At 60.8% G+C, this 25,152-nt stretch carries 21 protein-coding genes, 1 tRNA gene and 1 riboswitch; of the genes, 20 read left to right on the top strand and 2 right to left on the bottom strand.

Features of this window, described 5'->3' with window-relative positions:
* Positions 1-28: 28 nt before the first annotated feature.
* On the bottom strand, positions 29-1,492 hold the full coding sequence (locus ACQRAP_RS05290; protein WP_427795083.1) for a M20 family metallopeptidase: 1,464 nt from the start codon (positions 1,490-1,492) through the stop codon (positions 29-31).
* A 304-nt stretch (positions 1,493-1,796) separates the two neighbouring features.
* Between ACQRAP_RS05290 and ACQRAP_RS05285 the strand changes: the two genes are divergently transcribed.
* The 12 genes from ACQRAP_RS05285 to ACQRAP_RS05230 all read left to right on the top strand — a co-directional run bounded on the left by ACQRAP_RS05285 (position 1,797) and on the right by ACQRAP_RS05230 (position 16,341).
* On the top strand, positions 1,797-3,440 hold the full coding sequence (locus ACQRAP_RS05285; protein ID WP_427795082.1) for an amidohydrolase: 1,644 nt from the start codon (positions 1,797-1,799) through the stop codon (positions 3,438-3,440).
* Positions 3,441-4,361: 921 nt separating this feature from the next.
* A complete protein-coding gene (groES, locus tag ACQRAP_RS05280) occupies positions 4,362-4,655 on the top strand; it encodes a co-chaperone GroES (RefSeq protein ID WP_427718293.1) in 294 nt (97 codons plus the stop codon).
* A gap of 96 nt (positions 4,656-4,751) precedes the next feature.
* A complete protein-coding gene (gene groL / locus ACQRAP_RS05275; protein WP_154514811.1) occupies positions 4,752-6,389 on the top strand; it encodes a chaperonin GroEL in 1,638 nt (545 codons plus the stop codon).
* A gap of 368 nt (positions 6,390-6,757) precedes the next feature.
* Positions 6,758-6,950: riboswitch (FMN riboswitch) on the top strand.
* A 5-nt stretch (positions 6,951-6,955) separates the two neighbouring features.
* Entirely contained in the window at positions 6,956-7,546 is a 591-nt protein-coding gene (locus ACQRAP_RS05270; RefSeq protein WP_427793611.1) for an ECF transporter S component, read from the top strand.
* Positions 7,543-9,447 (top strand): energy-coupling factor transporter ATPase, encoded by a 1,905-nt coding sequence (locus ACQRAP_RS05265; protein ID WP_427795081.1) that lies wholly within the window; start codon positions 7,543-7,545, stop codon positions 9,445-9,447. The genes ACQRAP_RS05270 and ACQRAP_RS05265 overlap by 4 nt, the downstream gene beginning before the upstream one ends.
* Entirely contained in the window at positions 9,447-10,247 is an 801-nt protein-coding gene (locus ACQRAP_RS05260) for an energy-coupling factor transporter transmembrane component T family protein (protein WP_427793609.1), read from the top strand. The genes ACQRAP_RS05265 and ACQRAP_RS05260 overlap by 1 nt, the downstream gene beginning before the upstream one ends.
* A 30-nt stretch (positions 10,248-10,277) precedes the next feature.
* On the top strand, positions 10,278-10,724 hold the full coding sequence (locus tag ACQRAP_RS05255) for a pyridoxamine 5'-phosphate oxidase family protein (protein WP_427726998.1): 447 nt from the start codon (positions 10,278-10,280) through the stop codon (positions 10,722-10,724).
* 54 nt (positions 10,725-10,778) lie between these two features.
* Positions 10,779-11,189, top strand: a complete 411-nt coding sequence (locus ACQRAP_RS05250; RefSeq protein ID WP_427718303.1) for a pyridoxamine 5'-phosphate oxidase family protein — start codon at positions 10,779-10,781, stop codon at positions 11,187-11,189.
* Positions 11,190-11,453: 264 nt separating this feature from the next.
* Positions 11,454-12,524 carry an N-acetyl-gamma-glutamyl-phosphate reductase gene (gene argC, locus ACQRAP_RS05245; RefSeq protein ID WP_427795080.1) on the top strand — a complete coding sequence of 357 codons (1,071 nt, stop codon included), beginning with the start codon at positions 11,454-11,456 and terminating at the stop codon, positions 12,522-12,524.
* 134 nt (positions 12,525-12,658) lie between these two features.
* Positions 12,659-13,927: a bifunctional glutamate N-acetyltransferase/amino-acid acetyltransferase ArgJ gene (gene argJ / locus ACQRAP_RS05240; RefSeq protein ID WP_427795079.1), complete on the top strand. Its 1,269-nt coding sequence runs from the start codon at positions 12,659-12,661 to the stop codon at positions 13,925-13,927.
* Between the two features lie 81 nt (positions 13,928-14,008).
* Positions 14,009-14,989 (top strand): acetylglutamate kinase, encoded by a 981-nt coding sequence (gene argB, locus ACQRAP_RS05235; protein WP_427718310.1) that lies wholly within the window; start codon positions 14,009-14,011, stop codon positions 14,987-14,989.
* A 68-nt stretch (positions 14,990-15,057) separates the two neighbouring features.
* Positions 15,058-16,341 (top strand): aminotransferase class III-fold pyridoxal phosphate-dependent enzyme, encoded by a 1,284-nt coding sequence (locus ACQRAP_RS05230; RefSeq protein ID WP_427727006.1) that lies wholly within the window; start codon positions 15,058-15,060, stop codon positions 16,339-16,341.
* Positions 16,342-16,952: 611 nt separating this feature from the next.
* Here ACQRAP_RS05230 and ACQRAP_RS05225 read toward each other — a convergent pair.
* Positions 16,953-17,028: transfer RNA gene (locus ACQRAP_RS05225), tRNA-Val, on the bottom strand.
* 187 nt (positions 17,029-17,215) lie between these two features.
* On the opposite strand from ACQRAP_RS05225, the gene asnB reads away from it, so the two are divergent.
* The 8 genes from asnB (at position 17,216) to ACQRAP_RS05185 (ending at position 25,151) form a co-directional block, all read left to right on the top strand.
* Entirely contained in the window at positions 17,216-19,096 is a 1,881-nt protein-coding gene (gene asnB / locus ACQRAP_RS05220; RefSeq protein ID WP_161115110.1) for an asparagine synthase (glutamine-hydrolyzing), read from the top strand.
* Positions 19,097-19,208: 112 nt separating this feature from the next.
* Positions 19,209-20,771, top strand: a complete 1,563-nt coding sequence (locus ACQRAP_RS05215; protein ID WP_427727009.1) for a Mur ligase family protein — start codon at positions 19,209-19,211, stop codon at positions 20,769-20,771.
* 107 nt (positions 20,772-20,878) lie between these two features.
* Positions 20,879-21,790 (top strand): HAD family hydrolase, encoded by a 912-nt coding sequence (locus ACQRAP_RS05210; RefSeq protein WP_427727012.1) that lies wholly within the window; start codon positions 20,879-20,881, stop codon positions 21,788-21,790.
* A 53-nt stretch (positions 21,791-21,843) separates the two neighbouring features.
* Positions 21,844-22,728, top strand: coding sequence for a glutamate racemase (gene murI, locus ACQRAP_RS05205; protein WP_117769301.1), 885 nt, complete (start codon positions 21,844-21,846; stop codon positions 22,726-22,728).
* A gap of 52 nt (positions 22,729-22,780) precedes the next feature.
* The gene (gene rph, locus ACQRAP_RS05200; RefSeq protein WP_117799672.1) at positions 22,781-23,506 is read left to right on the top strand and encodes a ribonuclease PH; all 726 of its coding nucleotides are present in this window, start codon (positions 22,781-22,783) and stop codon (positions 23,504-23,506) included.
* A gap of 142 nt (positions 23,507-23,648) precedes the next feature.
* Entirely contained in the window at positions 23,649-24,290 is a 642-nt protein-coding gene (rdgB, locus tag ACQRAP_RS05195) for an RdgB/HAM1 family non-canonical purine NTP pyrophosphatase (protein WP_118206636.1), read from the top strand.
* A 3-nt stretch (positions 24,291-24,293) separates the two neighbouring features.
* Positions 24,294-24,740 (top strand): D-aminoacyl-tRNA deacylase, encoded by a 447-nt coding sequence (dtd, locus tag ACQRAP_RS05190; protein ID WP_117797049.1) that lies wholly within the window; start codon positions 24,294-24,296, stop codon positions 24,738-24,740.
* 114 nt (positions 24,741-24,854) lie between these two features.
* A complete protein-coding gene (locus tag ACQRAP_RS05185) occupies positions 24,855-25,151 on the top strand; it encodes a Veg family protein (protein WP_118206416.1) in 297 nt (98 codons plus the stop codon).
* The last annotated feature ends 1 nt before the right edge of the window (position 25,152 follow it).

Genomic DNA, 25,152 nt, shown 5'->3' with positions numbered 1-25,152 from the left:
CTACGGCTGCGAGATGGTCGCGATTCGACTACTCGTTGTGCTTCTCTTCGTGACGAGCGGCGGTGCGAGCTTCGTGGATGCCCTTGATCGCGGCATGGCGAGCCGTGCGGGCATCATGGATGGCGTCACGAGCCTCGGCGGACATCGCCTTGGCAGAGCGTAGCTTGGCTGCCAGGTCGGGATTGGTCTCGGCAACCGCGGCGATAGCGGGGCCGTCGAGCTCCTCTTGCGTGGGCTCGGCCAAAAAGTCGATAGCATACTGAGCGGCCACCATGGAGCCCTTAGCCAGCACGGTCTCGTCGATCTTGTAGAAGCAGGAATGTTGGGCGTACGTGGCGCCAATCTTGGGGTTGCGCGTGCCCACAAAGGCAAGCACACCCGGTACACGGCGCAGGTACTCCGAGAAATCCTCGCCCGAAAGCGTGCCGCGATAATGGCCTTCGCCGGCTGCACCCAGACACTTGACCACGGCCTGACGACAACGCTCACTCGAGGCGACGTCGTTTTCGACCTTGTAGTTGGCGATGGTGTAGTCGGTAAGTTCAGCCTCGGCGCCCAGGGCCGCCGCAGTGTGCTCTACGATGCGGCGCATGAGCTCGGGCATTTCCTCGTGCGTCGAATCGCCATAGGTGCGCACCGTGCCGGCGAGGTAGGCGGTACCGGCGATAACGTTGCGCGCGGTGCCGCCGTGCAGCTCGCCGACGGTAATGACGGCCGGCTCGTAGGGGCTGATCTCGCGCGAAACGATGGTCTGCAGGGCGTTGACGATCTCGGCCGCCACCATGACGGCGTCGTGGCCGCGCTGGGGCATGGCGCCGTGGCACGAGGTCCCGCGGACATCAATGCGGAACCAGTCGGTATTGGCCATGCGCGGACCGGGCTCGCAGCTTACGGTGCCGGCGTCGACCTCACTCCAGATGTGTGCGGCGTAGGCGCCATCGACGCCGTCGAGCACACCCGTGCCGATCATGAGTTTGGCGCCTTGGCCGTTTTCCTCACTGGGTTGGAAGACGATGCGGACCTCGCCGTGGATGTCGTCGGTCATATGGCGCAGGATCTGCAGCGTGCCGAGCATCATGGCAATGTGGCAGTCGTGGCCGCAGGCGTGCATGCAGCCCTCGTTGACGCTGGCGAACTCCTCGCCGGTCTGCTCGGTGACGGGTAGGGCGTCGATATCCGCGCGCAGCAGGATGCGGCGGCGCGGCGTGCCGTCCTCGCGGTAGGCGTCGGGTGCGGTGCCGCGAAGGGTCGCCACCAGGCCCGTCTTAAGCGGGCGCTCGTAGGGGATATTCATGGCGTCGAGCTGGTTGGCGATGTCAGAAGTCGTGCGCTCTTCGGCGAGGCTCAACTCTGGGTGCTTATGGAAGTGCCGGCGCTGCTTGATGATGTAGGGCTCAAACTCGGCGGCGATATCTTGGATGGCTGCGGTGACGTCATCAGCCGCGCGGGCCTCGGTCGCTGCCATAATCTGCTGTGCCTTGGTCTTCGTCATGGTCGATTTGCTCCTTGCTGGTTTATCGCAAAATCGTACAGGCTCTTTCCAGTATGCCACCTGCCACTTGGGGACGGGGCAGAAATGGTAGAAATGGATACCTCCGTAACCTTGACAGGTCCAAATTGCTTGTGCACGCAGCCTTGGATGCGGCTTTCAAGCTTGAAATCTACCATTTCTACCCCGTCCCCAAGTGGCAGGCGGGGCCGTTGGGGTTGGGAAAGGTGCCGTTTACCGCTTGACGTTTTGCAGCTGTGGCGGTGGAGTACACTCGGGGGTGTTGAATTTCCTGCCAGAGATGGGGATGCCCATGCAACATATCGATCGGATTATCCGCTCTAAGAACGTCTTTACCTCGCAAGACGGCATCGATACCGCCCGTGAGCTGGCGATTGCCATCGCAGGCGACCGTATCGTCGCAGTCGGCAAGCCCGATGACGTGGTCGCCGCCGCGCCTGCCGCCACGCCGGTTATCGACTACGGCGAGCAGTTTGTCTGCCCCGGTTTCCATGACGCTCATCTGCACTTCTTTCATACCTCGGTCGGTTCCTCGCCGTATATGCTCATGGATGGGGGCACGTCCGAGGTGGCGCTGGTGCAGCACGTGCTCGAGTTTTCCCAGGATCTGCCCGACGACGCTTGGGTTGTGACGCAGGGCTGGCGCGACTACCGTTGGGACCCGCCCGAGCATCCTACCAAGGCGTCGCTCGATGCGGTATTTCCCGATCGTCCCTGCGTTATGTACTCGGGCGACGGCCACACGCTGTGGCTCAACAGTCGCGCTCTCGAGGCGCTCGGCGTCACGCGCGATAGCGAGCCGCCAGCGGGCGGCAGCTACGACAAGGACGCAAACGGTGAGCTCACGGGCATTGCTCACGAGGCGGCCGCCATGCAGCTGTTGCCGCGCTGCCTTGAGTGGCTGGGCGAAGATCGCATCGCAAGCGCTTACGCCGATCAAATGAGGCGCATGGCCGAGCAGGGCATCACCTCTATCTGCGACATGTCGCTCATGCCCATGCCGGGCTGCGATTTTATCCGCGACGACGTCTACGACAAACTGCAGACAGCCGGCAAGCTGGGCATTCGTGCCCATCTGTTCCCCACGCTGCTGGATGACCAGTCGCGTCTAGAAGAGCTGCAGGCACGTTACGCGAACAACGCACTGCTTTCGGCGCCGGGCTTTAAGCAGTTCTTTGACGGCGTGTCGAGCGAACATACGGCATATCTCACCGAGCCCTATACCAATCCGCGCTTCCCGGGCGACCAAGGCCGTCTGACGGTTTCCGCCGAGCGCATGCGCAAGCTGGTTCTGGCGGCTGCGGAGCGCGGCCGCGCCGTGCGCATCCACGTTATCGGCGACGGTGCGATTCATGCCGCGCTGGATATCTTCGAGGAAGCCGCCGGTCTGTACGGCCTGCCCCAGCACGGCCACAACACGCTCGAGCACCTGGAGAACCTCCTGCCCGAGGACATAGACCGCCTGCGCAAGCTCAACGTGGTCGCCTCGAGCCAGCCCTGCCATATTACGCTCGACCCGGGTGGACCGGAGCGCGATTTGGGCTTGGAGCGCAGCCGCATCATGTGGCCGTTCGCAACCTATAAGCAGCGCGGCATTCGCCAAGCCTTCGGTACCGACAGCCCCATCACGCCCGTTACCAGCATGGATGTGCTCTACACGGCTATCACACGCCAGGACCCCAAAAGCCACTGGCCCGAGGGCGGCTGGTTGCCGAGCGAGCGCATCGACGCGGCAACGGCTTTGCGCAACTACACCTTGGGCAGCGCCTATGCGGCAGGCGACGAGCAAAACCTCGGCAGCTTGGAGCCCGGCAAGTATGCTGACCTGGTGGTCTTGGACCAAAACCCGCTCACCGTTGACCCCCAAGAGCTGCAAGCCACCAAGGTTCAGGCCACCTACCTAGCCGGTAACCTCATCTACGAGCGCTGATGCTCATGCCGTGTCGTTAAACGCGGCCCGGGCGACTTATTTTGGGATGGCGCTCGAGCCACGTCTGCATATCGGTGGGGACTCGTTATGAGCGTCCCTGCTCTGCCGGATTTGTGCGTGGGGTGGAGGCGCTGCTGCCCCGCGCGTTCAAATCGGACATTTGCAATGCTACCTCATGGTGTTTTGCATACTTCCCATTACAGATTGCATAAAAAGGTTGGGATGTTCTTTCTGGCCCTGATGTACCCCCGCCTGGGCCGTGCAAAAAACGGAGTATTCAGCACTGCGAGCTCTGCCGGCGCCGTTGCGGTCGGGTAATGTCATGGGGATTGATGTCATTTTGGCGTCCGGGCAGGCACGAGGCATGCCTTTATGCCCTGATGGGGTCTGCCTGCCGACCCAAATCGCCGGTCGAAGGCGTCCTTGGGACCAATAAGATGTGTCTGGCGCGTATACAGCCATCCTGGTCTGCTGAATACTCCCAAAAATGCACGGTGCTCCCCAGGGGACCCGTGCGTGCAGCGAAAGCCATGCCCATGTTCCTATCCACATCGCCATTTTGCTGCACTGACGTTTCTGAATGCCGCGCCCGAACTAGTTAACTTGGCTCCCGTGTGGCGCCGGAGGGGCGGGGCATAAGGTTTATCGCGAGTTCCGCACGAGCCGAAGGCCACGTAATGTGGCCTTCGTGCGAGCAGGACTGCCCGAGCAGGAAACCTTATGCCCCGCCCCTCCGGCGCCACACGGGAGCTGCGCACAAGTTATCCCCCCGGCATTCAGAAAATCTAAGTGCCAAAAAATAAGATTTTTTGACTCTGTGTTGTATAACCCGCCATTCGTGGGTACCATTCAACGCGTACGCAAACAAATAGGGTTAATTCGCGTGGCATAACCACGCGGCCCAAAAAGGAGGAGACAAGCATGTCGTCTTTGAAACCGCTTGCAGATCGTGTTCTGGTCAAGCCCGACGAGGCCGAGCAGAAGACCGCTTCTGGTCTGTATATCGCCAGCAACGCTCAGGAGAAGCCGCAGCGCGGCACCGTCGTTGCCGTTGGCGCTGGCAAGGTCAACGACAAGGGTGAGCGCATCCCCATGGACGTCAAGGAAGGCGACGTTGTCATCTACGGCAAGTTCGGTGGCAACGAGGTCAAGGTCGACGGCGAGAAGTATCTGCTGATGCGCGCCGACGACATTTACGCCGTCGTCGAGGCCTAGTCTCATCAGGCTCTCTGATTCGTCTTTGAACGCGGTCGCCGCATAGGACTCGGAAGCGGCGACGTGAGTCACATTTCTTTTGGAGGATTACCTACCATGGCAAAGAACATTACGTTCAATACCGATGCCCGCGCTAAGCTCGCCAAGGGCGTCAACACTCTGGCCGATGCCGTTACCGTCACCATGGGCCCCAAGGGTCGCTATGTCGCCCTGCAGCGCACGTTCGGTGCCCCGACCATCACCAACGACGGCGTTTCCGTCGCCAAGGAGATCGAGCTCGAGGACAACATCGAGAACATGGGTGCCCAGCTGGTGAAGGAGGTCGCCACCAAGACCAACGACACCGTGGGTGACGGCACCACCACCGCAACCCTGCTCGCTCAGGCCATCGTTAACGACGGCCTGCGCAACGTCGCCGCTGGTGCCAACCCGCTGGCCATCCGTCGCGGCATCGACAAGGCCGTCAACGCCGCCGTCGCCGAGATGAAGAAGCAGGCCAAGCCGGTCGAGACCAAGGAGCAGATTGCTTCCGTCGGTACCATCTCCGCCGGTGACCCCGAGGTCGGCGAGAAGATCGCCGAGGCCATGGAAGTCGTGGGCAAGGACGGCGTCATCACCGTCGAGGATTCCCAGACGTTCGACATCACCATCGACACCGTCGAGGGCATGCAGTTCGATAAGGGCTACGTCTCCGCTTACTTCGTCACGGACAACGACCGCATGGAGGCCGTGATGAAGGATCCGTACATCCTCATCACCGACCAGAAGATCTCCAGCGTCCAGGACATCATGCCTGTTCTCGAGGCTGTCCAGCGCGCTGGCCGTGGCCTGCTCATCATCGCTGAGGACATCGACGGCGAGGCCCTGCCCACCCTCGTCCTCAACAAGATCCGCGGCGCCCTCAACGTCTGCGCCGTCAAGGCTCCGGGCTACGGCGATCGCCGCAAGCGCATTCTCGAGGACATCGCCGTCCTCACCGGTGGTCAGGCTGCTCTGGACGAGCTGGGCGTGAAGGTCGCTGACATCACCGCCGATATGCTCGGTACCGCTAAGTCCGTCACCATCTCCAAGGACAACACCGTCATCGTCGGCGGCGCTGGCTCCAAGGAGGCCATCGACGCCCGTATTGCTCAGATCAAGGGCGAGATGGAGAACACCACCTCTGACTTCGACCGCGAGAAGCTCCAGGAGCGCCTGGCCAAGCTCTCCGGTGGCGTTGCCGTCATCAAGGTCGGCGCTGCCACCGAGTCCGAGCTCAAGGAGATCAAGCACCGCGTCGAGGACGCCCTGCAGGCAACCCGCGCTGCTGTCGAGGAGGGCATTGTCGCTGGCGGCGGCGTCGCCTTCATGGACGCTGTTCCTGCGCTCGATGCAGTCGAGATCGACGACCCCGAGGAGAAGATCGGCGTCGACATCGTCAAGAAGGCTCTGACCGCTCCGGTCGCAACCATTGCCAAGAACGCTGGCTTTGAGGGCGCTGTCGTGGTCGACAAGGTCGCCGAGCTGCCCGCTGGCCAGGGTCTCAACTCTGCCAGCGGCGAGTGGGGCGACATGATCGAGATGGGCGTCCTCGACCCCGTCAAGGTCAGCCGCGTCACCCTGCAGAACGCTGCTTCTGTCGCCAGCCTGATCCTCATCACCGAGGCCACGGTTTCCGATGTGCCCAAGAACACTCAGCTTGAGGATGCTATCGCTGCTGCTACCGCTGGTCAGCAGGGCGGCGGTATGTACTAAGGCCGACAAGGTCTAGAACTCCCACCGGGGATCCGGGGGCGTGACGGGGTTTCTCTCCGGAACGTCCTCGGACATGCAAAGAGGCTCCGCATCGCGCTTCGCGCTGCGGAGCCTCTTTGCGTCCTGCGGAATGTTCCGGAGAGAAACCCCGTCACGCCCCCGGATTCCCTGCGTTTACGGCCTTGAGGTCGGCTCGCGGAGAAGGACATGGTTGTTGGGGATACGTATCCCGGACGCTGTTTCGCGCTTTGCGCGAAAGGCGCGTTACTGTGGGATGGGTGGGGAACGTGGTTGTTGCGGCAACTGATCCCCACTATAAATTACCCTTGGCATGCTTGCGCGAAAGCCTGCCCGTGCTAGACTTGGAATTGCTGTTTCAGGGCGGGGTGAAATTCCCCACTGGCGGTAAATCGGACGGTGCCAGAGGGGCACCGTGGCGCAGGCGAGGTGCCTGCGTCCGAGCCGATGAGTCCGCGACCCGTGCGTGCGTTGGTTCGCATGTCGGCTGAACTGGTGAGATCCCAGTACCAACGGTTAGAGTCCGGATGAAAGAGGCAGGTGATCTTATGTCTGAACAGTCGCAGCATATCCATTTCGAGAACACGAATAGGTGGAGCACCAAACAGCTCGTTACCATGGCGCTGATGTGCGCCTTGGGCGCCCTGTTTATGTACGTGCAGCTGCCCATCCTTCCTTCGGCGCCGTTTTTGACCTACGACCCGTCGCTGGTGCCGGCGATGGTGTGCGGTTTTGCGTATGGTCCCGGCGCCGGTACTGCTGTTGCCGCTATGGCTATCGTTATTCACGCGCTCACCACGGGTGACTGGGTCGGTGCGCTTATGAACCTGGTTGCCACGCTGGGCTACATTCTGCCCGCGGCTATCGTCTACCAGAAGATGCATACCTATAAGGGTGCCGTGATTGGCCTGGTGTTCGGCGTCATTGCCGCTACGGCACTGTCTATGGTTGCAAACCTTACCATTGGCGTATGGTTCTGGTATGGCTCGGTCGATGCGATCGCTCCGCTCATGGTTCCTGCCGTGCTGCCGTTCAACCTTATCAAGACCGTGCTCAACTCGGTGCTCACGCTTGCAGTGTACAAGGCGGCCTCCAACCTCATCACGCCTAAAAAGAACCAGGTCAAAGGCCGCGCATGATTGATTGTCGAGGAGTTTCCTTTAGCTATGACGGTGTCACGCCGGCGCTCGACGGTATCGATCTGAACATCGAGGATGGCGAGTTTTTCTGCATCCTCGGCGGCAATGGGTCGGGCAAGTCGACGTTTGCCAAGCATCTGAATGCGCTGCTGCGGCCCGATGCAGGCACGGTGCGTATCAACGGCATGGATGCATCAGATCCCGAGTTGGTCTACGACATTCGTTCGACCGCGGGCATGGTGTTCCAGAATCCCGATGATCAGCTGGTGGCAACGCTTGTCGAAGATGATGTTGCGTTTGGTCCCGAAAACCTTGGCGTGCCATCGGCGCAAATTGCGCAGCGCGTACGCGAGGCGCTGAAGGGTGTGGGCCTGGTGGGCTTTGAGCGCCACGAGACCCATGCACTTTCGGGCGGCCAAAAGCAGCGCGTGGCGCTTGCCGGCGTGCTCGCCATGGAACCGCGCGTGCTCATTTTGGACGAGGCTTCCTCGATGCTCGATCCGCGTGGACGTAAGGGCCTTATGAAGGTTTGCCGCGCGTTGCACGATCGCGGCATGACCATCGTGATGATTACGCACGTTATGGAAGAGGCCGCCGAGGCCGATCGTGTCGCGGTGTTTCGGGCGGGGCGCGTTGCCATGCTCGGTACGCCCGAGGAAATCTTGACGCGGGCGGACGAACTTGCCCAGCTCAACCTGGATATGCCGGCGTCGTGCTGTCTAGGTAGGGCACTCCGCGCGAAGGGCGTACCCGTTTGCGCGCAGGTGCGTGAGGCGGATATGGTCGCCGAGATTGCACAGGTTTATGCTGAGCGGAGCGGGGCGGACGTCGCTGGGCGGCCTTCCGCATCCGATTCTCGTGTGCTTGACCATGCATCCTCTGCAGCCGGTGGGATGGTCGCGTCGGAGCCCGTCATCGAGTTTTCGCACCTCTCGCATAGTTGGTCGCTGAGCGCCCGCGAGCGCCGCCGATGGCGCAAGCGCTCGACCACTGTGGGCGCATCGGGCAAACAGACTCTTTGGGGCAACGATCCAAACAGCCCCTGGGCGCTACGTGATGTTTCGCTGACGGTGCGTCGCGGCGAGTTTCTGGGCCTGGCGGGTCATACCGGCTCGGGTAAATCAACGCTGGTTCAGCATCTCAACGGGCTGATTCGTCCACAGGAGGGGAGCGTTTGCGCACTGGGGCTCGACCTATCAAGCAAGAAAGGCGCCGCCGCGGTTAAGGCCAAGGTCGGCGTGGTGTTTCAGTATCCCGAGCGCCAGCTATTTGCCGAGACCGTGGCGCAGGACGTGGCGTTTGGCCCGCGCAACCTTGGCCTGCCGCAAGACGAGGTTGTTCGCCGTGTCGCAACATCGCTTGCGCGCGTGGGCCTCGACCTTGCCGCGATAGGCGACAAGAGCCCCTTTGAGCTTTCGGGCGGTCAGCAGCGCCGCGTGGCGTTTGCCGGCGTGCTTGCCATGGAGCCCGAGGTCCTGGTGCTCGACGAGCCCATGGCGGGGCTCGATCCGGCTGCGCGCAGGGATTTCCTGGAGCTTATCGATCGGCTCCATCGTGAGGGCCTGACTGTTGTCATGGTTTCGCACAGCATGGATGACCTGGCAAATTGTTGTGACCGTATCGTTGTGATGAACGAGGGCGCGGTGTTTGCCGATGGAACGCCCGCACAGGTTTTTGCGCACGCGAACGAGCTCAAATCGATCGGTTTGGGCGTTCCCGCTGCACAGCGCATGGCATTGTCGCTCGTGCAAGCCGGTGTGCCGCTCCGCTGCGACAAGCTTTTTACGGTTGAGGCGCTGGCCGACGAGTTGGCCGGCATGCTGCTAGGCTGCGCGGACGGACCTTTGAGGGCGTCGCGTCAGGCTGGTTCCAAGATGGCCACGCAAGAGGAGGGCTGCTAATGGAGGCATTCTCATTTGGCAGCTACTATCCGGGGGAAAGCGCGCTGCATCGCCTGGATCCGCGCACTAAGTTGCTCCTAGGTTTCGCATTTCTGATCACTGCGCTCACCGTCGGCAGCTTCCGCGGGCTGGTTCCGATCGCAATTTTTGTCGTGCTGGTCTATGTCGCGGCCCGGGTTCCGTTGCGTCGGGTCCTATCGTCGATGGCACCACTGCTGGCGATTGTCGTGGTGGTCGCGGTGCTCAACCTGTTTTCCGATCAGAGTGGCCGCATCCTGTGGCAGTTTGGCTTTTTGCAGGTGAGCGAGGGCTCGCTGCGTTCTGCGACGTTTATGGCGTGTCGCCTGACGATGATGATGGCCGGCATGAGCGCCATTACGCTCACCACGCCGACGCTCGACCTCACCGCGGGTTTTGAGCGCCTGCTCGCACCATTCGCGCGTGTGGGGCTTCCGGCGCACGAGCTCGGCATGATTATGGGTATCGCACTGCGGTTTATGCCACAATTTGCCACCGAGATGAAACAGACGGCCGATGCACAGGCAAGCCGTGGCGCGCGCGTGACGGGCGGTCCGCTCGGTGGCGTGCGCATGCTCGGCAGTGTGGCGATTCCGCTGTTTGCTGGCGTGTTCCGTCATGCCGAGACGCTTTCGGCCGCCATGGATGCGCGCTGCTATCACGGCGAGCGGGGACGCACGCGTCTGCATGCGCTTACGTTTGGCCGCGGGGATGCACTGGCCGCGGTGGCGATGGCGCTGCTGGTGGCATGCGTTGTCGTTATCAATCTCCAACTCGTCTAAGCTCGATTCGAGCGCAAGAAAGGGGTCTCTATGACCGACATCGATCGCATGGCTCAGCTCGAGCGCGTCTGCTCGTATCTCAGGCGCATTCCGGCGTGGTATCTTGCCACGACCGATGCAAACGACGGGCATCAGCCCCGCGTGAGGCCGTTTTCGTTTGCCATGGTCGATAACGACAAGCTGTGGTTTTGCACGTCGCGCGACAAGGACGTGTGGGCGGAGTTGAGCAAGAATCCCAAGTTTGAGGTATCGGGCTGGAAGCCGGGGGAGTGCTGGATCGTGTTAACTGGCGAGGCCGCACTCGAGGACGATGCATTCGTGAGTGACAAGGTGCGCCAGACGGGCTTTAAGCATATGGTGGGCATTGGCGAGCAACACGATAGTGCCAACGATGGCCGCCTTGCGTTCTTCTCGGTCCGCAACATCGCCGCGCGGTTCTGCGATATCGACGGCAGCGAAGAGCTCCTCGAGCTTTAATTTCCCAAATTAGCTGCCCATTCCAAAAAGACTGGTCAGATGACAGGAGGAAACGTGGACGGATTGAATACGGTGCTGGAGTATCTGACGTCGGTGCCGGCGTGGTACCTAGCGACGAGCGTGGATGGGCAGCCGCATGTGCGTCCGTTCTCGTTTGCGCAGATTCAGGACGGCAAGCTGTGGTTTGTAACGGCGCGCACCAAAGATGTGTGGCAAGAGCTGCTGCAAAACCAGCGCTTTGAGGCCACGAGTTGGTGGCCGGGCCATGGTTGGTTGATCCTGCGCGGGCGTGCGGGTCTGGACGACCGGGCTTCGGATGAAATGCGCGAGGCCGGGTGGAAGCATCTTGAGCGCTTGAGCGAGCACTATGAGGGGCCTAACGACCCCACGCTCGTCTTCTTTAGCGTCGAGGACCCCGAGGCTTTTATCTGCAATCACGACGAATGGGTTCCGGTCGAGCTCTAGGCTGCTCTGGGCGACCCTTAAGTTTGGTATTCCGTATAAGGTGGGCTCCGCATTGGCCAGCAGTATGATGCGCTGCGGCTAATGCAGAGCTCGCTTATTTTTTTGTCAATTCCTTCAAGCGAATGTGTCGGGTATGTTTCAATGCATGAAGACACAAATTATTTGCGTAAATATGCATTCTCGGGTGCTAAAGTTTCAACCTACCTCATAACGACGGCTGCGGAATGCGCAATGACGCATAAGACCGCAGACAAGGAGTCCGATATGTCTTTAAAGGTTGGAATCGTCGGCGCGGCTGGATATGCCGGTGCCGAGCTTATTCGCCTCGTGCTCGGCCATCCCGAGTTTGAACTTGTTGCCATTACGTCCAACGCCGATGCCGGCCAGCTGCTGTCCGCGGTGTATCCGAGCTTTGCTGGCGTGAGCGATCTGGTTTTCACCACGCATGACGCCCCTGAACTCAAGAGCTGCGATGCGGTTTTTCTCGCCGTGCCGCACACGGCTGCCATGGCACAGGTGCCCGCTCTGCTTGCGTCGGGTGTCTCTTGCTTTGATCTTTCGGCCGATTACCGTCTGAGCGACGCGTCTGTCTTTGAGACATGGTATGCCGCCGAGCACACGAGCCCCGAGTTGCTTAAAACACGTGCCTTCGGTCTGCCCGAGTTGTTCTGCCAGGACTTAGAGACCGCTGCATCCGACCACGCCGACGGCAAGCCCGTACTGGTCGCCTGCGCCGGTTGCTATCCCACCGCAACGAGTCTTGCTGCCGCGCCTGCCGTGCGTGCGGGCTGGGTGGCCCAGAGCGGCCCCGTAGTCGTCGACGCCATCAGTGGCGTGACGGGTGCCGGTAAGTCGTGCAACACCCGCACCCATTTTTGCAGCGCGGACGAGAATCTGGAGGCCTATGGCGTAGGAAAACATCGCCATACGCCAGAAATCGAGCAAATTCTGGGCCTTACCGATCGCGTCGTCTTTACTCCGCACCTGGCACCGCTCAAGCGCGGCCTGCTCTCTACGGTGACGCTGCCGCTCGCAACGCAGGCTCTCGAAGCGCTGACTCTTGAGGATGCCGTCGACCATTACAAGAAGTTCTACGCCGGTCGTACCTTTGTGCGCGTGCTCGATGCCGGCCAGCAGCCCAAGACGGCTTCGGTTGTCGGTACCAATGCCGCCCAGATCGGCCTTGCGCTCAACAAGCGTGCGGGCGTGCTGGTGGCGACGGGCGCCATCGACAATTTGTGCAAGGGCGCTGCGGGCCAGGCGGTCCAGTGCGCCAACATCGTCTTTGGTTTTGACGAGCGACGAGGCTTGCCCACAGTGGCGTGCCCGGTGTAGCACATTCGATTATTAACGATTTGGTAGTCGGGTATCGAGTTTGGCGCCACTTTTAAGCTGGTCTCATGATTGTGGCTGGCATGGCGCACCAACCGATGCCCATTTTTTGTTTGACATAAGGAGTCGTAAAGACGATGAATGCTGAGCAGTTCGATATCAAGATTCACGCCGTCAAGGGCGGCGTAACGGCGGCAGCCGGCTTTAAGGCGGCGGGCATCCATGCCGGATTCCGCAAGAATCCCAAGCGCCTGGATTACGCGCTCGTTGTGCCCGATAAACCCTGTCCCGGCGCCGGCGTGTTTACGACTAACCGCTTTTGTGCGGCGCCCGTGCAGGTGAGCCGTGCCAACCTGGGCGGTACGGACAAGGGCTATGGCATCATCGCCGGTGTTTCAATCAACTCCGGCAACGCGAACGCCGCCACGGGCGAGACCGGCCTTGCCTGTGCGCGCGAGACGTGCAATATCGCCTCGCAGGTCATTGGCTGTGAACCCCAACAGATTTTAGTTGCCTCCACGGGCGTGATCGGACAGATTCTGCCGATCGACACGTTTGAGACGGCAATTCCGTCCGCCTACGAGGCACTCTCTGCCCATGGCGGCGCCGATGCAGCCCGTGCCATCATGACGACCGATACGCATTCCAAGGAGTATGCCGTTCGCTACAGCAGCGAGGCCGCGGGGCACGCAGGCAATACCTATACGGTGGGCGGCATGTGCAAGGGATCGGGCATGATCATGCCCAATATGGCCACCATGATCGCGGTCATTACTACCGATGCCCCCGTCGAGTCGGCGGCGCTCCACACCCTACTGCTCTCGACCGTTAAACAGACCTTTAATAAAGTGACGGTCGATTCCGATACCTCGACCAACGACACCTGTATCATGCTGGCTTCTGCCGCTGCCGCCGCGGATGCCGAGGCCATCGTCGAGGGCACTGACGCCTTTGACGAGCTGGCCTTTGCCGTGCACGAGGTGTGCGAGAGCCTGGCGCGTAACATCGCGGCCGATGGCGAGGGTGCGTCAAAGCTCGTGACGGTTAACGTCACCGGCGCCGCCAACGACGAGGAAGCCGATATCGCCGCCCGCGCCGTCGCCAACTCGCCGCTCGTCAAGACCTGCATCGCTGGCCACGACTGCAATTGGGGTCGCGTTGCCATGGCGCTCGGCAAGTGCGGCGTAAAGTTTAATCAGGAAGACGTTTCCATCGACATGATGGGCATGCCCGTCTGCCGCGAGGGCCTGACTGTTCCTTTTGACGAGGACGAGGCCCTGCGACGTTTTGAGGCGCCCGAGATCGTGATTTCGGCCGACCTGGGAGCAGGCGACGCGGCAACGACCGTGTGGACCTGTGATCTCACGCGCGAGTACATCTCAATCAATGGTGACTACCGCTCCTAGACTCCAGGCACGCTGCGCATCTCGCCGCGATTGCGGGCAGCGGAGCACAGCGCGATAACGATACGAAAGACGAGGCAGATTATGAAATTCGCACGCGATTGTCGTTCGAGCGAATCCAACGAAGCAACTGCGCAGCTGCTGTTCGAAGCGCTGCCGTGGATTAAAAACCTGACTGGCAAGACGGTCGTTATCAAGTATGGCGGGGCCGCCATGGTAGACGAGCAGCTGCGTCGCGACGTGATGAGCGACATCGTTTTGCTCAAGATTATCGGCATGCGCCCCGTCATCGTGCATGGCGGTGGTAAAGCCATCAACGAGGCGCTGAGCCATTACGATATGCCCGTCGAGTTTAAGAACGGTCAGCGCGTGACCACGCCGGCGACCATGGATATCGTGCGCGAGGTGCTGGGCGGCAAGGTTAACCAAGAGCTGGTGGCGGCAATCAACCACCACGGTAACTTGGCCGTGGGCGTATCGGGCAGCGACGCCGGCACGCTCATCGCCGAGCCGCTCGACCCCGAGCTCGGACGCGTGGGCAAAGTGACGCATGTCAACACCGACTACATCGAGAACTTGCTCGATAGCGAGTATATTCCCGTCATCGCTACCGTCGCGGCGGGGGAGGACGGTGGCTTCTTCAATATCAACGCCGACACCGCCGCCGGTGCCGTTGCGGCGGCGCTCCACGCGCACAAGGCGATCTTTTTGACCGACGTCGACGGCCTGTACAAGGACTTTAGCGATAAAGACTCGCTCATCTCCAACCTAACGCTCGACGAGGTTAATGAGATGCTCTACGGTGGCGAGGTCGATAAGGGCATGATTCCCAAACTGCGCGCGGCCGTCGATGCGCTTGTCGGCGGCGTATTTCGCGCTCACATCATTAACGGTACCACGCCGCATTCGCTGCTCCTGGAGCTGCTGACCGATGCCGGCGTCGGCACCGTGATCCACTCTACCGAGACGGCCTACGAATTTGATACGCACCCGCACCCGCTTTCGACCTTTGCGGCGCGCCTGACCGAGAACCTCGACGAGGTCGAGAAGCTCCAGACGGTCTAGCTGGTTAGAAATCGTCACACCGTTACACCCACAGTCCGCGCCACCTGGCGCTTAACGAAAGGCATCTCATGTCACTTGCAGCTCAACAATCGCTCGAATCCCACTACGTTATGCAAACCTTTGGCCGCTCGCCGGTCGAGTTTGTCGAGGGCCACGGCATGAAGCTCACCGGCGACGATGGTCGCGAATATCTCGATTTTCTTGCAGGTATTGGCGTATGCAGCCTAGGCCACGGCAACCCGGCGGTGCTCTCGGCGCTCGAGGCCCAGGCCAAAAAGCTCCTGCATGTCTCCAACTACTTCTACATTGAGCAGCGCGGCCAGGTCGCGGCGTTGCTGTCCAAGCTCGCCAACGACGATGCGGACGGTGCGCGCGTGCTTGCCGACGCGATTGCCGCTGGCGACGAGACTACGGCGGCGGCGCTTGGCGCTCCGGCTGCGGGCGAGCAGGTGTGGGAGACGTTCTTTGCCAATTCCGGTGCCGAGGCCAACGAGGGCTCTATGAAGCTCGCGCGTCTGTATGCCAAACGTGCTGGCAACGGTGGCAACACCATCGTGTGTATGCGCGGCGGATTTCATGGTCGTACGCTCGAGACCATTGCGGCGACCATGCAGGATTGGCTGCAGGACAGTTTCCGCCCGCTGCCGGGTGGCTTTGTGGCATGCACACCCAACGATGTAGATGAACTGCACGCAATCTTTAAGCAGTTGGGAAGCGAGATTTGCGCTGTGATGCTCGAGCCGATCCAGGGCGAAAGCGGTGTGCATCCCATGACCGAGGAGTTTATGGCTGCGGCGCGCGACTTGGCACACGAGGTGGGTGCCGTGCTTATCGCCGACGAGGTCCAGTGTGGTATTTTCCGCTCCGGCAAGCCGTTCGCGTTTCAGACTTATGGTGTGGAGCCCGATATCATGAGTCTTGCCAAGGGCATCGCTGACGGCGTGCCCATGGGTGCCGTGGTGGCAAAGAAAGAAATCGCTGACATCTTTAAGCCCGGCGACCATGGTTCGACCTTCGGCGGCAGCTGCTTGGCCATCGCGGCGTGTGCCGCGACGCTCTCCGCGCTTGTGCGCGGTGACTACGCAGACCATGCCGCCAAGGTGGGTACCTATATGGAGGCAAGGCTCGCCAAGCTGCCGCATGTTACCGAGGTGCGTGGTCGCGGCCTAATGCTCGGCTGCGATTTGGACGATGCTGCGGGTGATGCGCACGACGTTGTGGCTCGCGCATTGGTGGCTGGTACCGTGATTAACGCTACAGGTGCACATACACTGCGCTTCTTGCCGCCGCTCGTGTGCGAGGAAGCCGATGTGGACAGCCTAATCGAGATTCTGTCGGGTGTCTTGGGCTAACGCGGCGCAATAACTCAATTTGGACCGGATTCCGGACTGCGGACGTGCCCCATGCGGCATGATTCAGCGGTCTGGAGCCCGTTTTGCCTTAGATTTGCTAAGGCAGGGAGACCTGCTGGTCAAAAAACATCAAATATGAGTACTGTTACCGATTTGGTAGCAGCAATTTTGGACTAATAAGGCCAGATGGCAAGTCGAAATGGCGATGAATACACGATTTTGATCTGACTGTTAGTCCTTATAATGGACATATGTTGCGTAACCTAAGCAAACACTATCTGTTTATATGTTGCAAGCAAAGTAGCAGTACTCATTTTTGCCATTTTTTGACCACGGACCTTGAAATAAGGGGTCCTTAGGGTTCGAATCCCATGCGCCGGGCACAAAAAAGAAAGGCCTCCAACACCGGAGGCCTAACAATTCAATGGTGGGCGATGAGGGATGTCCGCGTGCGGCTGGCGCCGCCCGCATCCGCTTCGTCGCTCCGCTCCTCGCGTGCTGCGCTGGAAAACGCTTCGCGTTTCCTCAGCTTCGCACCCTGTCGGGTTCGAATCCCTCTGCGATGGGTCCAAAAAAGAAAGGCCCCCATTGCTGGGAGCCTATCAAATCAGTGGTGGGCGATGAGGGATTCGAACCCCCAGCCTTGTGCGTGTAAAGCACCTGCGCTAACCGTTGCGCCAATCGCCCGTGCGGAGAGAGTATAGCAAAACAATCGCCCCATTCACCTCATATCCATTAAAGGTAACCGGCGCGTGTCACAGCGGAGCTGATTCAGTTGAGATTGCCTGAACATTCCGCCCCTCTTTACGCCCTCGGGTATACTTAAAAGCTACTGATTCGATTTGATGCCCAGCAACAGCAGAGGGGATAGTATATGTGCGGTTTTGTCGGTTTTGTCGGTGGGACGGATAACCAATCCGAGGTGCTCACCAAGATGATGGACCGCATCGTCCATCGCGGTCCCGACATGGGCGGTCAGTTTATCGACGGCCGCGTTGCCCTCGGCTTCCGCCGCTTGTCGATCCTTGACCTGACCGAGGCTGGCGCCCAACCCATGGCCAACGAGGACGGTAGCGTCGTCATTGTCTTCAACGGCGAGATCTACAACTTCCAAGAACTCCGTTCCGAGCTCGAGGCCAAGGGCTACAAGTTCCACTGCGGCGCCGACACCGAGAGCCTCCTGCACGGCTACGAGGAGTGGGGCGAGGCCGTCCTCGATCGCCTGCGCGGTATGTACGCCTTCGTCATCTGGGACAAAAAGAAGAACAAGCTTTTTGGCGCCCGCGACATCTTTGGCATCAAGCCGCTTTACTACTATCCCATGGCCGATGCGGGCGACGGCGCTCCGGGCGTGCTCTTTGGTTCCGAGATCAAGAGCTTCCTGGACTACCCGCACTTCCACAAGGCGGTCAACAAAAAGGCTCTGCGTCCGTACATGACGCTGCAGTATTCGGCAACCGAGGAGACCTTCTTCGAGGGTGTCTACAAGCTGCCGCCGGCGCACTACTTTACCGTCGATATCCCGACCGGCAAGATGAACATCGAGCGCTACTGGGATTGCGATTACTCTGCCGTCGAGAAGCCGTTCGAAGAGTATGTCGATGAGCTGGACGAGGTCGTGCACGAGAGTGTCGAGGCCCATCGCATCGCCGACGTCAAGGTCGCGTCGTTCCTCTCCGGCGGCGTCGACTCCAGCTATATTGCTGCTTGCCTCATGCCCGACAAGACCTTCTCGGTGGGCTTTGACTACAAGAACTTCAACGAGACCAACTACGCCAAGGAGCTTTCCGATAAGCTCGGCGTCGAGAACGTCCGCAAGATGATTACCGCCGACGAGTTCTTCGGTGCGCTCGAGGATATCCAGTATCACATGGACGAGCCGCAGTCCAACCTGTCTTCTGTGCCGCTGTGGTTCTTGGCCGAGATGGCCCGCAAGGACGTCACCGTAGTGCTTTCGGGCGAAGGCGCCGACGAACTCTTTGGCGGCTACGCCTACTACGAGGACACGGTCCCGGTCCGCAAGTACAAAAAGATGGTGCCGCTGCCCATCCGTCGCGCGCTCGGTAACCTGGCGCTGCATATGCCGTACTTCAAGGGACATAACTTCCTGGTCAAGGGTGCCGAGATCCCTGAGAAGTCGTTCCTGGGACAGGCTCTGGTATGGCCGGAGCGCGAGGTCGACGGCGTGCTCAAGCCCGAGTACAACACCGGCGATGGCGCCTTCGAGCTTGCCGCTCCCATCTATGCGCGCGTGAAGGGTCAGCCCGAGCTGGTCAAGAAGCAGTACCTGGACATGAACATGTGGCTCCCGGGCGACATTCTGCTCAAGGCCGACAAGATGTGCATGGCACACTCACTGGAGCTGCGCGTGCCCTTCCTGGACCGCAAAGTCATGGAGTTCGCCGAGCACATTCCCGACCGCTACCGCATCAACGAGAACGGCAACAAACAGGTACTCCGCCACGCTGCCAACAAGTCGCTGCCCGATGAGTGGGCCACCCGTCCCAAGGTGGGCTTCCCGGTGCCGATTGTCTACTGGCTGCGCGAGCAAAAGTGGTACGACTATGTCAAGGAGTACTTCACCGCGCCGTGGGCAAGCGAGTTCTTCAATACCGACGAGCTCATGCACCTGCTCGATCTGCACTTTGCGGGCAAGGGCGATTTCCAGCGCAAGATCTATACGCCGCTCGTGTTCCTAGTGTGGTACAAGCGCTTCTTTATCGACGAGGGCCAGCCTTCTGTTCAGGCTGCCTAGCCTCGGCTTACGAACGCCTGCGCGTAACGGCTCCTCCGGGAGCCGTTTTTGCATGGGTGCGTTTCAGTTACTATAAAAACCGTCCCTGCCAAATGGCTGAGAAAGGTGAAAGATGCACCATTCGGATTCCGCGACCGTGACCACGGTCGATACGCTTGCCAAGCTTCTCGACGTGTGCGGCGAGCTGCGCGCATCAGAGCAGGTTGACGAGCGTGCCGTGACCGGCTGCTCGTTTGATTCGCGCGTGGTCTCGGCAGGTGACGTATTCTTTTGCAAAGGTGCTGCCTTTAAGCCCGCGTTTTTGAGCATGGCGCTCGATGCGGGCGCCGTCGCATTTGTGTGCGAGGAGTCGCTGGTCGAGTCTCTGGAGCCGCTGGCGCAGGAGAGCGGTGCTGCGATGCTGGTTGTTGATAGTGTTCGCACAGCCATGGCCCTGTTGCCGCCGGAGGTCTACGACCGTCCTGACCACGACGTCAAGATCGTGGGCATCACCGGCACCAAGGGAAAGACCACGGCCGCTTTTATGCTCCAGTCCATCATCAAGGCGGCGGGCGAGTCCTGCGGCATGATCGGCTCGGTGAGTACCGACGATGGTATCGAGTGCTACGAGAGCACCAACACCACGCCCGAGGCCCCCGAGGTTTGGCGCCATATCGCCAACTGCCGCACGTCCGGTCGCCAGTCCATGGTCATGGAGGTCTCGAGCCAGGCGCTCAAGTATCAACGCGTCGAGAATCTGCCGTTTGACGTGGCGTGCTTCCTCAACATCGGCCGCGACCACATCTCGCTGATTGAACACCCCACGTTTGAGGATTATTTTGAGAGCAAACTCAGGATCTTTGACCAGGCAAAGACCGCCGTGGTGAATCTGGGCACCGAAGAGGTCGACCGTGTGCTGGAGGCAGCGTCGACGGCCGAGCGCTTGGTGACCGTTGGTGTCGAGCATCCCGAGGCAAGCCTGTGGGCGAGCGACGTGCGCATGGTCGGCTTTAGCATCGAGTTCAACTTGCATGGCCTGTGTGCCGACGAGTCCGAGGCGGGGGAGAAGATCCTGCTGGGTATCGCGGGAGACTTTAACGTGGAGAACGCGCTGGTCGCTATCGCCGCCGCGCGCGAGATCGGTATCGGTATCGAGGCCATCAAGAAGGGCCTCTCCAAACTGCGTGTGCCGGGCCGTATGGAGGTCGTGGAGTCGAAGGACGGCCGCGTGATCTGTGTCGTTGACTATGCGCATAACCAGCTTTCGTTCCGTTCGCTTTTCTCGTCGGTCAAGCGCGCGTTTCCCGCTAGTCCAGTCATTGCGGTGTTTGGCGCTGCCGGCGGCAAGGCGCAGGAGCGCCGCGAGCAGCTTCCGCGCGAGGCCGCACCATATTCCGACCTGATGATCTTTGCCAACGAGGACCCGGCTCACGAGGACCCGATGAAGGTCTGTCGCGAGCTTGCCGAACATGTTCCCGACGATACGCCGAACAAGATCATCCTCGATCGCGAAGCCGCTGTGCATGCGGCGTTCAAGGCGGCGCGCGAGGAGTACGTCAACCCCGATGCTCCCACCATTGTCTTGCTGCTGGCAAAGGGTGACGAGGAGCTCATGCACGTGGGCGACGAGTTCGTGCCCATCGAGAGCGACCTTTCGTTGGCCAATCGCCTGATCGATGTTACCCAGTTTGACTAATGAACCATGATGGCGGCGGCGCCCTGAGTGCGCTGTCGCCATAAGCGTGTTCCCTCAATCAAAACATGCCGTCCAAGTCCAAACCCTTCTACGTAAACGGAGTGACCATGTCCCACAACACCCTGCCGACCGTTGCCGAGCTTTCGGGCGAGATGCGCGAGCGCCTTGCCAAGGTCAAGTACGTCTTTACCGATCTGGACGCCACGATGCTCGCGCCCGGCTCGTGCGTGCTGCGCGACAACGACGGCAATCCCTCGACCAAGCTCGTCGAGGCCGTCGTGGCGCTTTCCCGCGCTGGCATCCAGGTAATTCCCACCTCGGGTCGCAACCGCACCATGATCCACGAAGATGCCCGCGTGCTCGGCCTCAACTCCTACATTGGCGAGATGGGTGGCCTGGTCATGTACGACCTCAAGGCCAACGACTGGGAGTATCTGACCGGCGACATGCCTTACGACCCCGCCTGCGGCCTCACGCCGCACCAGGTGATTGAGCAGACCGGCGTGTGCGAGAAGATTCTCGCTCGCTGGCCGCACAAGATCGAGTACCACAACGACATGTCGACTGGCTATAAGTACCGCGAGGTCACCGTCGGCATGCGCGGCGATATTCCCGATGACGAGGCGCAGGCCATCCTCGACGAGGCCGGCTGCGGTCTGGTCTGGGCCTGCAACGGCCACTTGACTCATCTGTCCAAGCCGACGACCCTCGAGCTCGATCGCGTCGAGGACGGTCGTGCCTTTAACATCAATCCGTCGGGTCTCGACAAGGGCGTGGCGGTCGCGCGTTTCTGCGAGCGTCTGGGCATCGAGCGCGACGAGACGCTGGCACTCGGCGATTCCGAGTCTGATTTCTACATGGCCGACCACGTGGGCACGTTCTGCCTGGTCGAGAACGGCCTGACCAGCGCCGGCGCGTCCGAGTTTCTTGCGTCCTGCGATAACGCCTTTGTCACGCGCGGCAGGATCGTTGACGGCTGGGCGGCGACGGCGGAGCTGCTCGTCGCGGCCCGTTCATAGCGCAGTGCCGTTACGCTTGGCCATATCTTTTCGAGAGAGAATCTGGTGAGGTAATGTCCGATATCGAGAATCTGGCCGGTGATACGCGCCCCATCGGCGTGTTCGACTCGGGCCTGGGCGGCTTGACGGTTGCGCGCGCGATTGCGACGGCGCTTCCGCACGAGTCCGTCTACTACTTTGGCGATACCAAGCGCTGCCCTTACGGCACCCGCACCGAGGACGAGGTGCGCTCGTTTGCGCTACAGGCGGGGCGCTGGCTTTCGAGACACGACGTCAAGATCATGGTCATCGCCTGCAATACGGCGACGGCAGCGGCGCTTCGCCTGGCTCAGCAGGTGCTCGATGTCCCCGTGATTGGCGTAATCGCGCCGGGCGCGCGTGCCGCCATCAACAGCACCCGCACGCGCCGTGTGGGCGTGCTCGCCACCAACCTCACCATCCGCTCGGGCGCCTACACGCGCGCCATCCAGGACTTGGATGCCGGCGTGGACGTGTATGGCTGCCCTGCCTCGAGCTTTGTCGAGGTTGTCGAGCACGAGCTCGCTTCGGGCGCGCATCTGCAGGAGCAGTGGCTCGAGAACGAGGATATTTTTGATACGCCAGCCGTTCGCGCGCTGGTCAACGCCACAGTCGAGCCACTGCACGATCGTGGCATCGATACCGTGGTGCTCGGCTGTACGCACTTTCCGTTGCTGGTGGGCCCCATCCGTCATGCGTTGGGGCCCGGAGTGCGCGTGGTGAGCTCCGCCGAGGAGACCACCCGCGAGCTGACCGATATCCTCACGCGCCGTGAGCAGCTGGCGGGCAACACCGCCGAGCCGCAGCATCGCTTTGCCACCACGTCCGACAACATCGCCGAGTTTGCGGTGGCGGGCAGCTTTATCTTTGGCCAGCCGCTCAAAAGCATCGAGCATGTCGATATCGACGAACTCGGTTAGGCACGCAACGTCGCCGGAGTCTTCGCCACTCTTTTGCCGAAAGGATAGTTCCATGGAATATATGCAGGTCAACCGCGCCAACGGCCGCGCCGCAAACGAGCTGCGTCCCGTTAAGCTCACCCGCGGCGTCATGAAGCACGCCCACGGCTCGTGCCTGGCAGAGTTTGGCGACACGCGCGTGCTGTGCGCCGCCACCATCGAGGAGGGCGTTCCGGGCTGGCGCAAGGGCGCCAAGGCCGGTTGGGTAACGGCGGAATATGCGATGCTGCCGGCGTCGACCGGCAAGCGCTGCAAGCGCGAACATGCCAACCGCAAGGGCCGTTCCATGGAGATCGAGCGCTTGATCGGCCGCAGCCTGCGCACCGTCGTCAACATGAAGGCGCTCGGCGAGTACACCGTTACCGTTGACTGCGATGTGATCCAGGCCGATGGCGGCACGCGTACGGCGAGCATCACCGGCGCCTGGGTGGCGCTGCACGACGCCCTTGCCATGTGGGTCGAGGCGGGCAAGCTCGAGCGCATTCCGCTTACCGGTCAGGTTGCCGCTATTTCCATGGGCGTCGTCGACGGCAACACCCTGCTCGACTTGGATTATTCCGAGGACAGCCACGCCGAGGTCGACATGAACCTCGTCGCCACCGACTCCGGCGAGATGATCGAGCTCCAGGGTACCGGCGAGCAGGCGCCCTTCGACCGCAAGCGTCTCAACGCCCTGCTCGATCTGGGCGACAAGGGCATCGCCGAGCTCATCGAGCTTCAGCGTCAAGCCCTCGCCTAACCTGCCAAAAGGGGATGTTGATTTTGGCAGGTTTAATCTGCGAAAACGCCGAAGTATAAGACTGCCGTTGATTGAGAGGGGAGAGGCCGAGGCCCTCGTCGTCCTCTACACGGCATTGCTATAAGAGACAAGGAGGCCAGCTATGGCACTTGAGAAGATTGACATCGACACCCTCGACCCGGCGGCGACCATTGTTGTGGCCACGGGTAACGCCCATAAGCTCACCGAGATCGAGGCCATTTTGGGCAAGGTCATGCCCGAGGTGCGCTTTGTGGCGCTCGGCCAGCTGGGCGATTTTGAGGACCCCGAGGAAAACGGCACGACGTTTTTGGAGAACGCCATCATCAAGGCGCAGGCTGCGGTCGAGGAGACGGGCCTTATGGCCATCGCTGACGATTCCGGCTTGGTCGTCGACGCGCTGGACGGCGAGCCGGGTGTGTATAGCGCGCGTTATGCGGGCGTACACGGCGATGATGCCGCCAACAATGCCAAACTACTCGTTAATCTGGAAGGCGTGGCAGACGAGGATCGCACCGCACGCTTTATGAGTGTCGTTGCGCTCATCGACCAAGACGGCCTGGTCACCTATGGCGAGGGCGCCTGCGAGGGCGTTATCGCACACGAGGGCCGCGGCGACCACGGCTTTGGCTACGACCCGCTGTTCCTGCCGGTCGATACGCCGGGCAAGACTATGGCCGAGCTCACAGCGGACGAGAAGAACGCCATCAGCCATCGTTTCCATGCACTCGAGCACCTGTCCGCCAAACTCACGGGCGAGGAGTAGGCCGTGCGTGCGGTGGTGCAGCGCGTGCTCAACGCCGGTGTGACGGTCGACGGCGAGTGCGTGGGCCGCATTGGGCGCGGCTATCTGGTATTGCTGGGTGTGGGCCATGGCGATACGCGTGCCGAGGCCGATAAACTATGGGGCAAGCTCCGCGGGCTGCGTATCAACGAGGACGAGAACGGCAAGACTAACTTGGCGCTTGCCGATGTCGACGGCGAGGTGCTCGTGGTGTCGCAGTTTACGCTGTTTGCCGATTGCCGCCACGGCCGTCGTCCGTCGTTTACGGATGCTGGCGCGCCCGATGTCGCCAACGAGCTTTATGAGTACTTTCTGACGCTCGTCGCCCAGGACGTCGACCACGTGGCGCACGGCATCTTTGGCGCCGACATGAAAGTCGACCTGGTCAACGACGGCCCGTTCACCATTGTCCTCGATACCGACAATCTGTAAGTAGCCTAATTAGCTACTTGCGTGGGGTTGTAACAGGGTGCTATAGTATTAGAGTTTTGTCTATCTTAGGGGTATTATCCCCTTTTTGAATTGCACCTTCTGGAGGCCCTGTTCATGGAAGAGATGGAAGTCAATTACGTCGACGACATCCACGAGAAGCTGACCGATATGGTGGGCGATCGCGTCAAGGTGAAGGCCAACATGGGCCGTACCCGCGTTGTCGAGCGCATGGGTACCATCAAGAGCGTCCACCCGGCTGTCTTTATCGTCGAGGTTGACGAGCGCCGCGGCCGCAAGTCGCGTCAGTCCTACCAGTACATCGACGTCCTTACCGGTCAGGTTGAACTGTTCGACCCCGAGAGCGGCGAGCACATCTTTACTCCGCTCGGCAACCAGCTCGAGGAGCATTAAC

Source organism: Collinsella sp. SGI.180 (genome assembly GCF_050313455.1).
In the GTDB taxonomy this organism is placed as follows: domain Bacteria; phylum Actinomycetota; class Coriobacteriia; order Coriobacteriales; family Coriobacteriaceae; genus Collinsella.
Note: the sequence above shows the minus strand (reverse complement) of the source record. Positions and strands in the feature narration are given on the sequence as shown.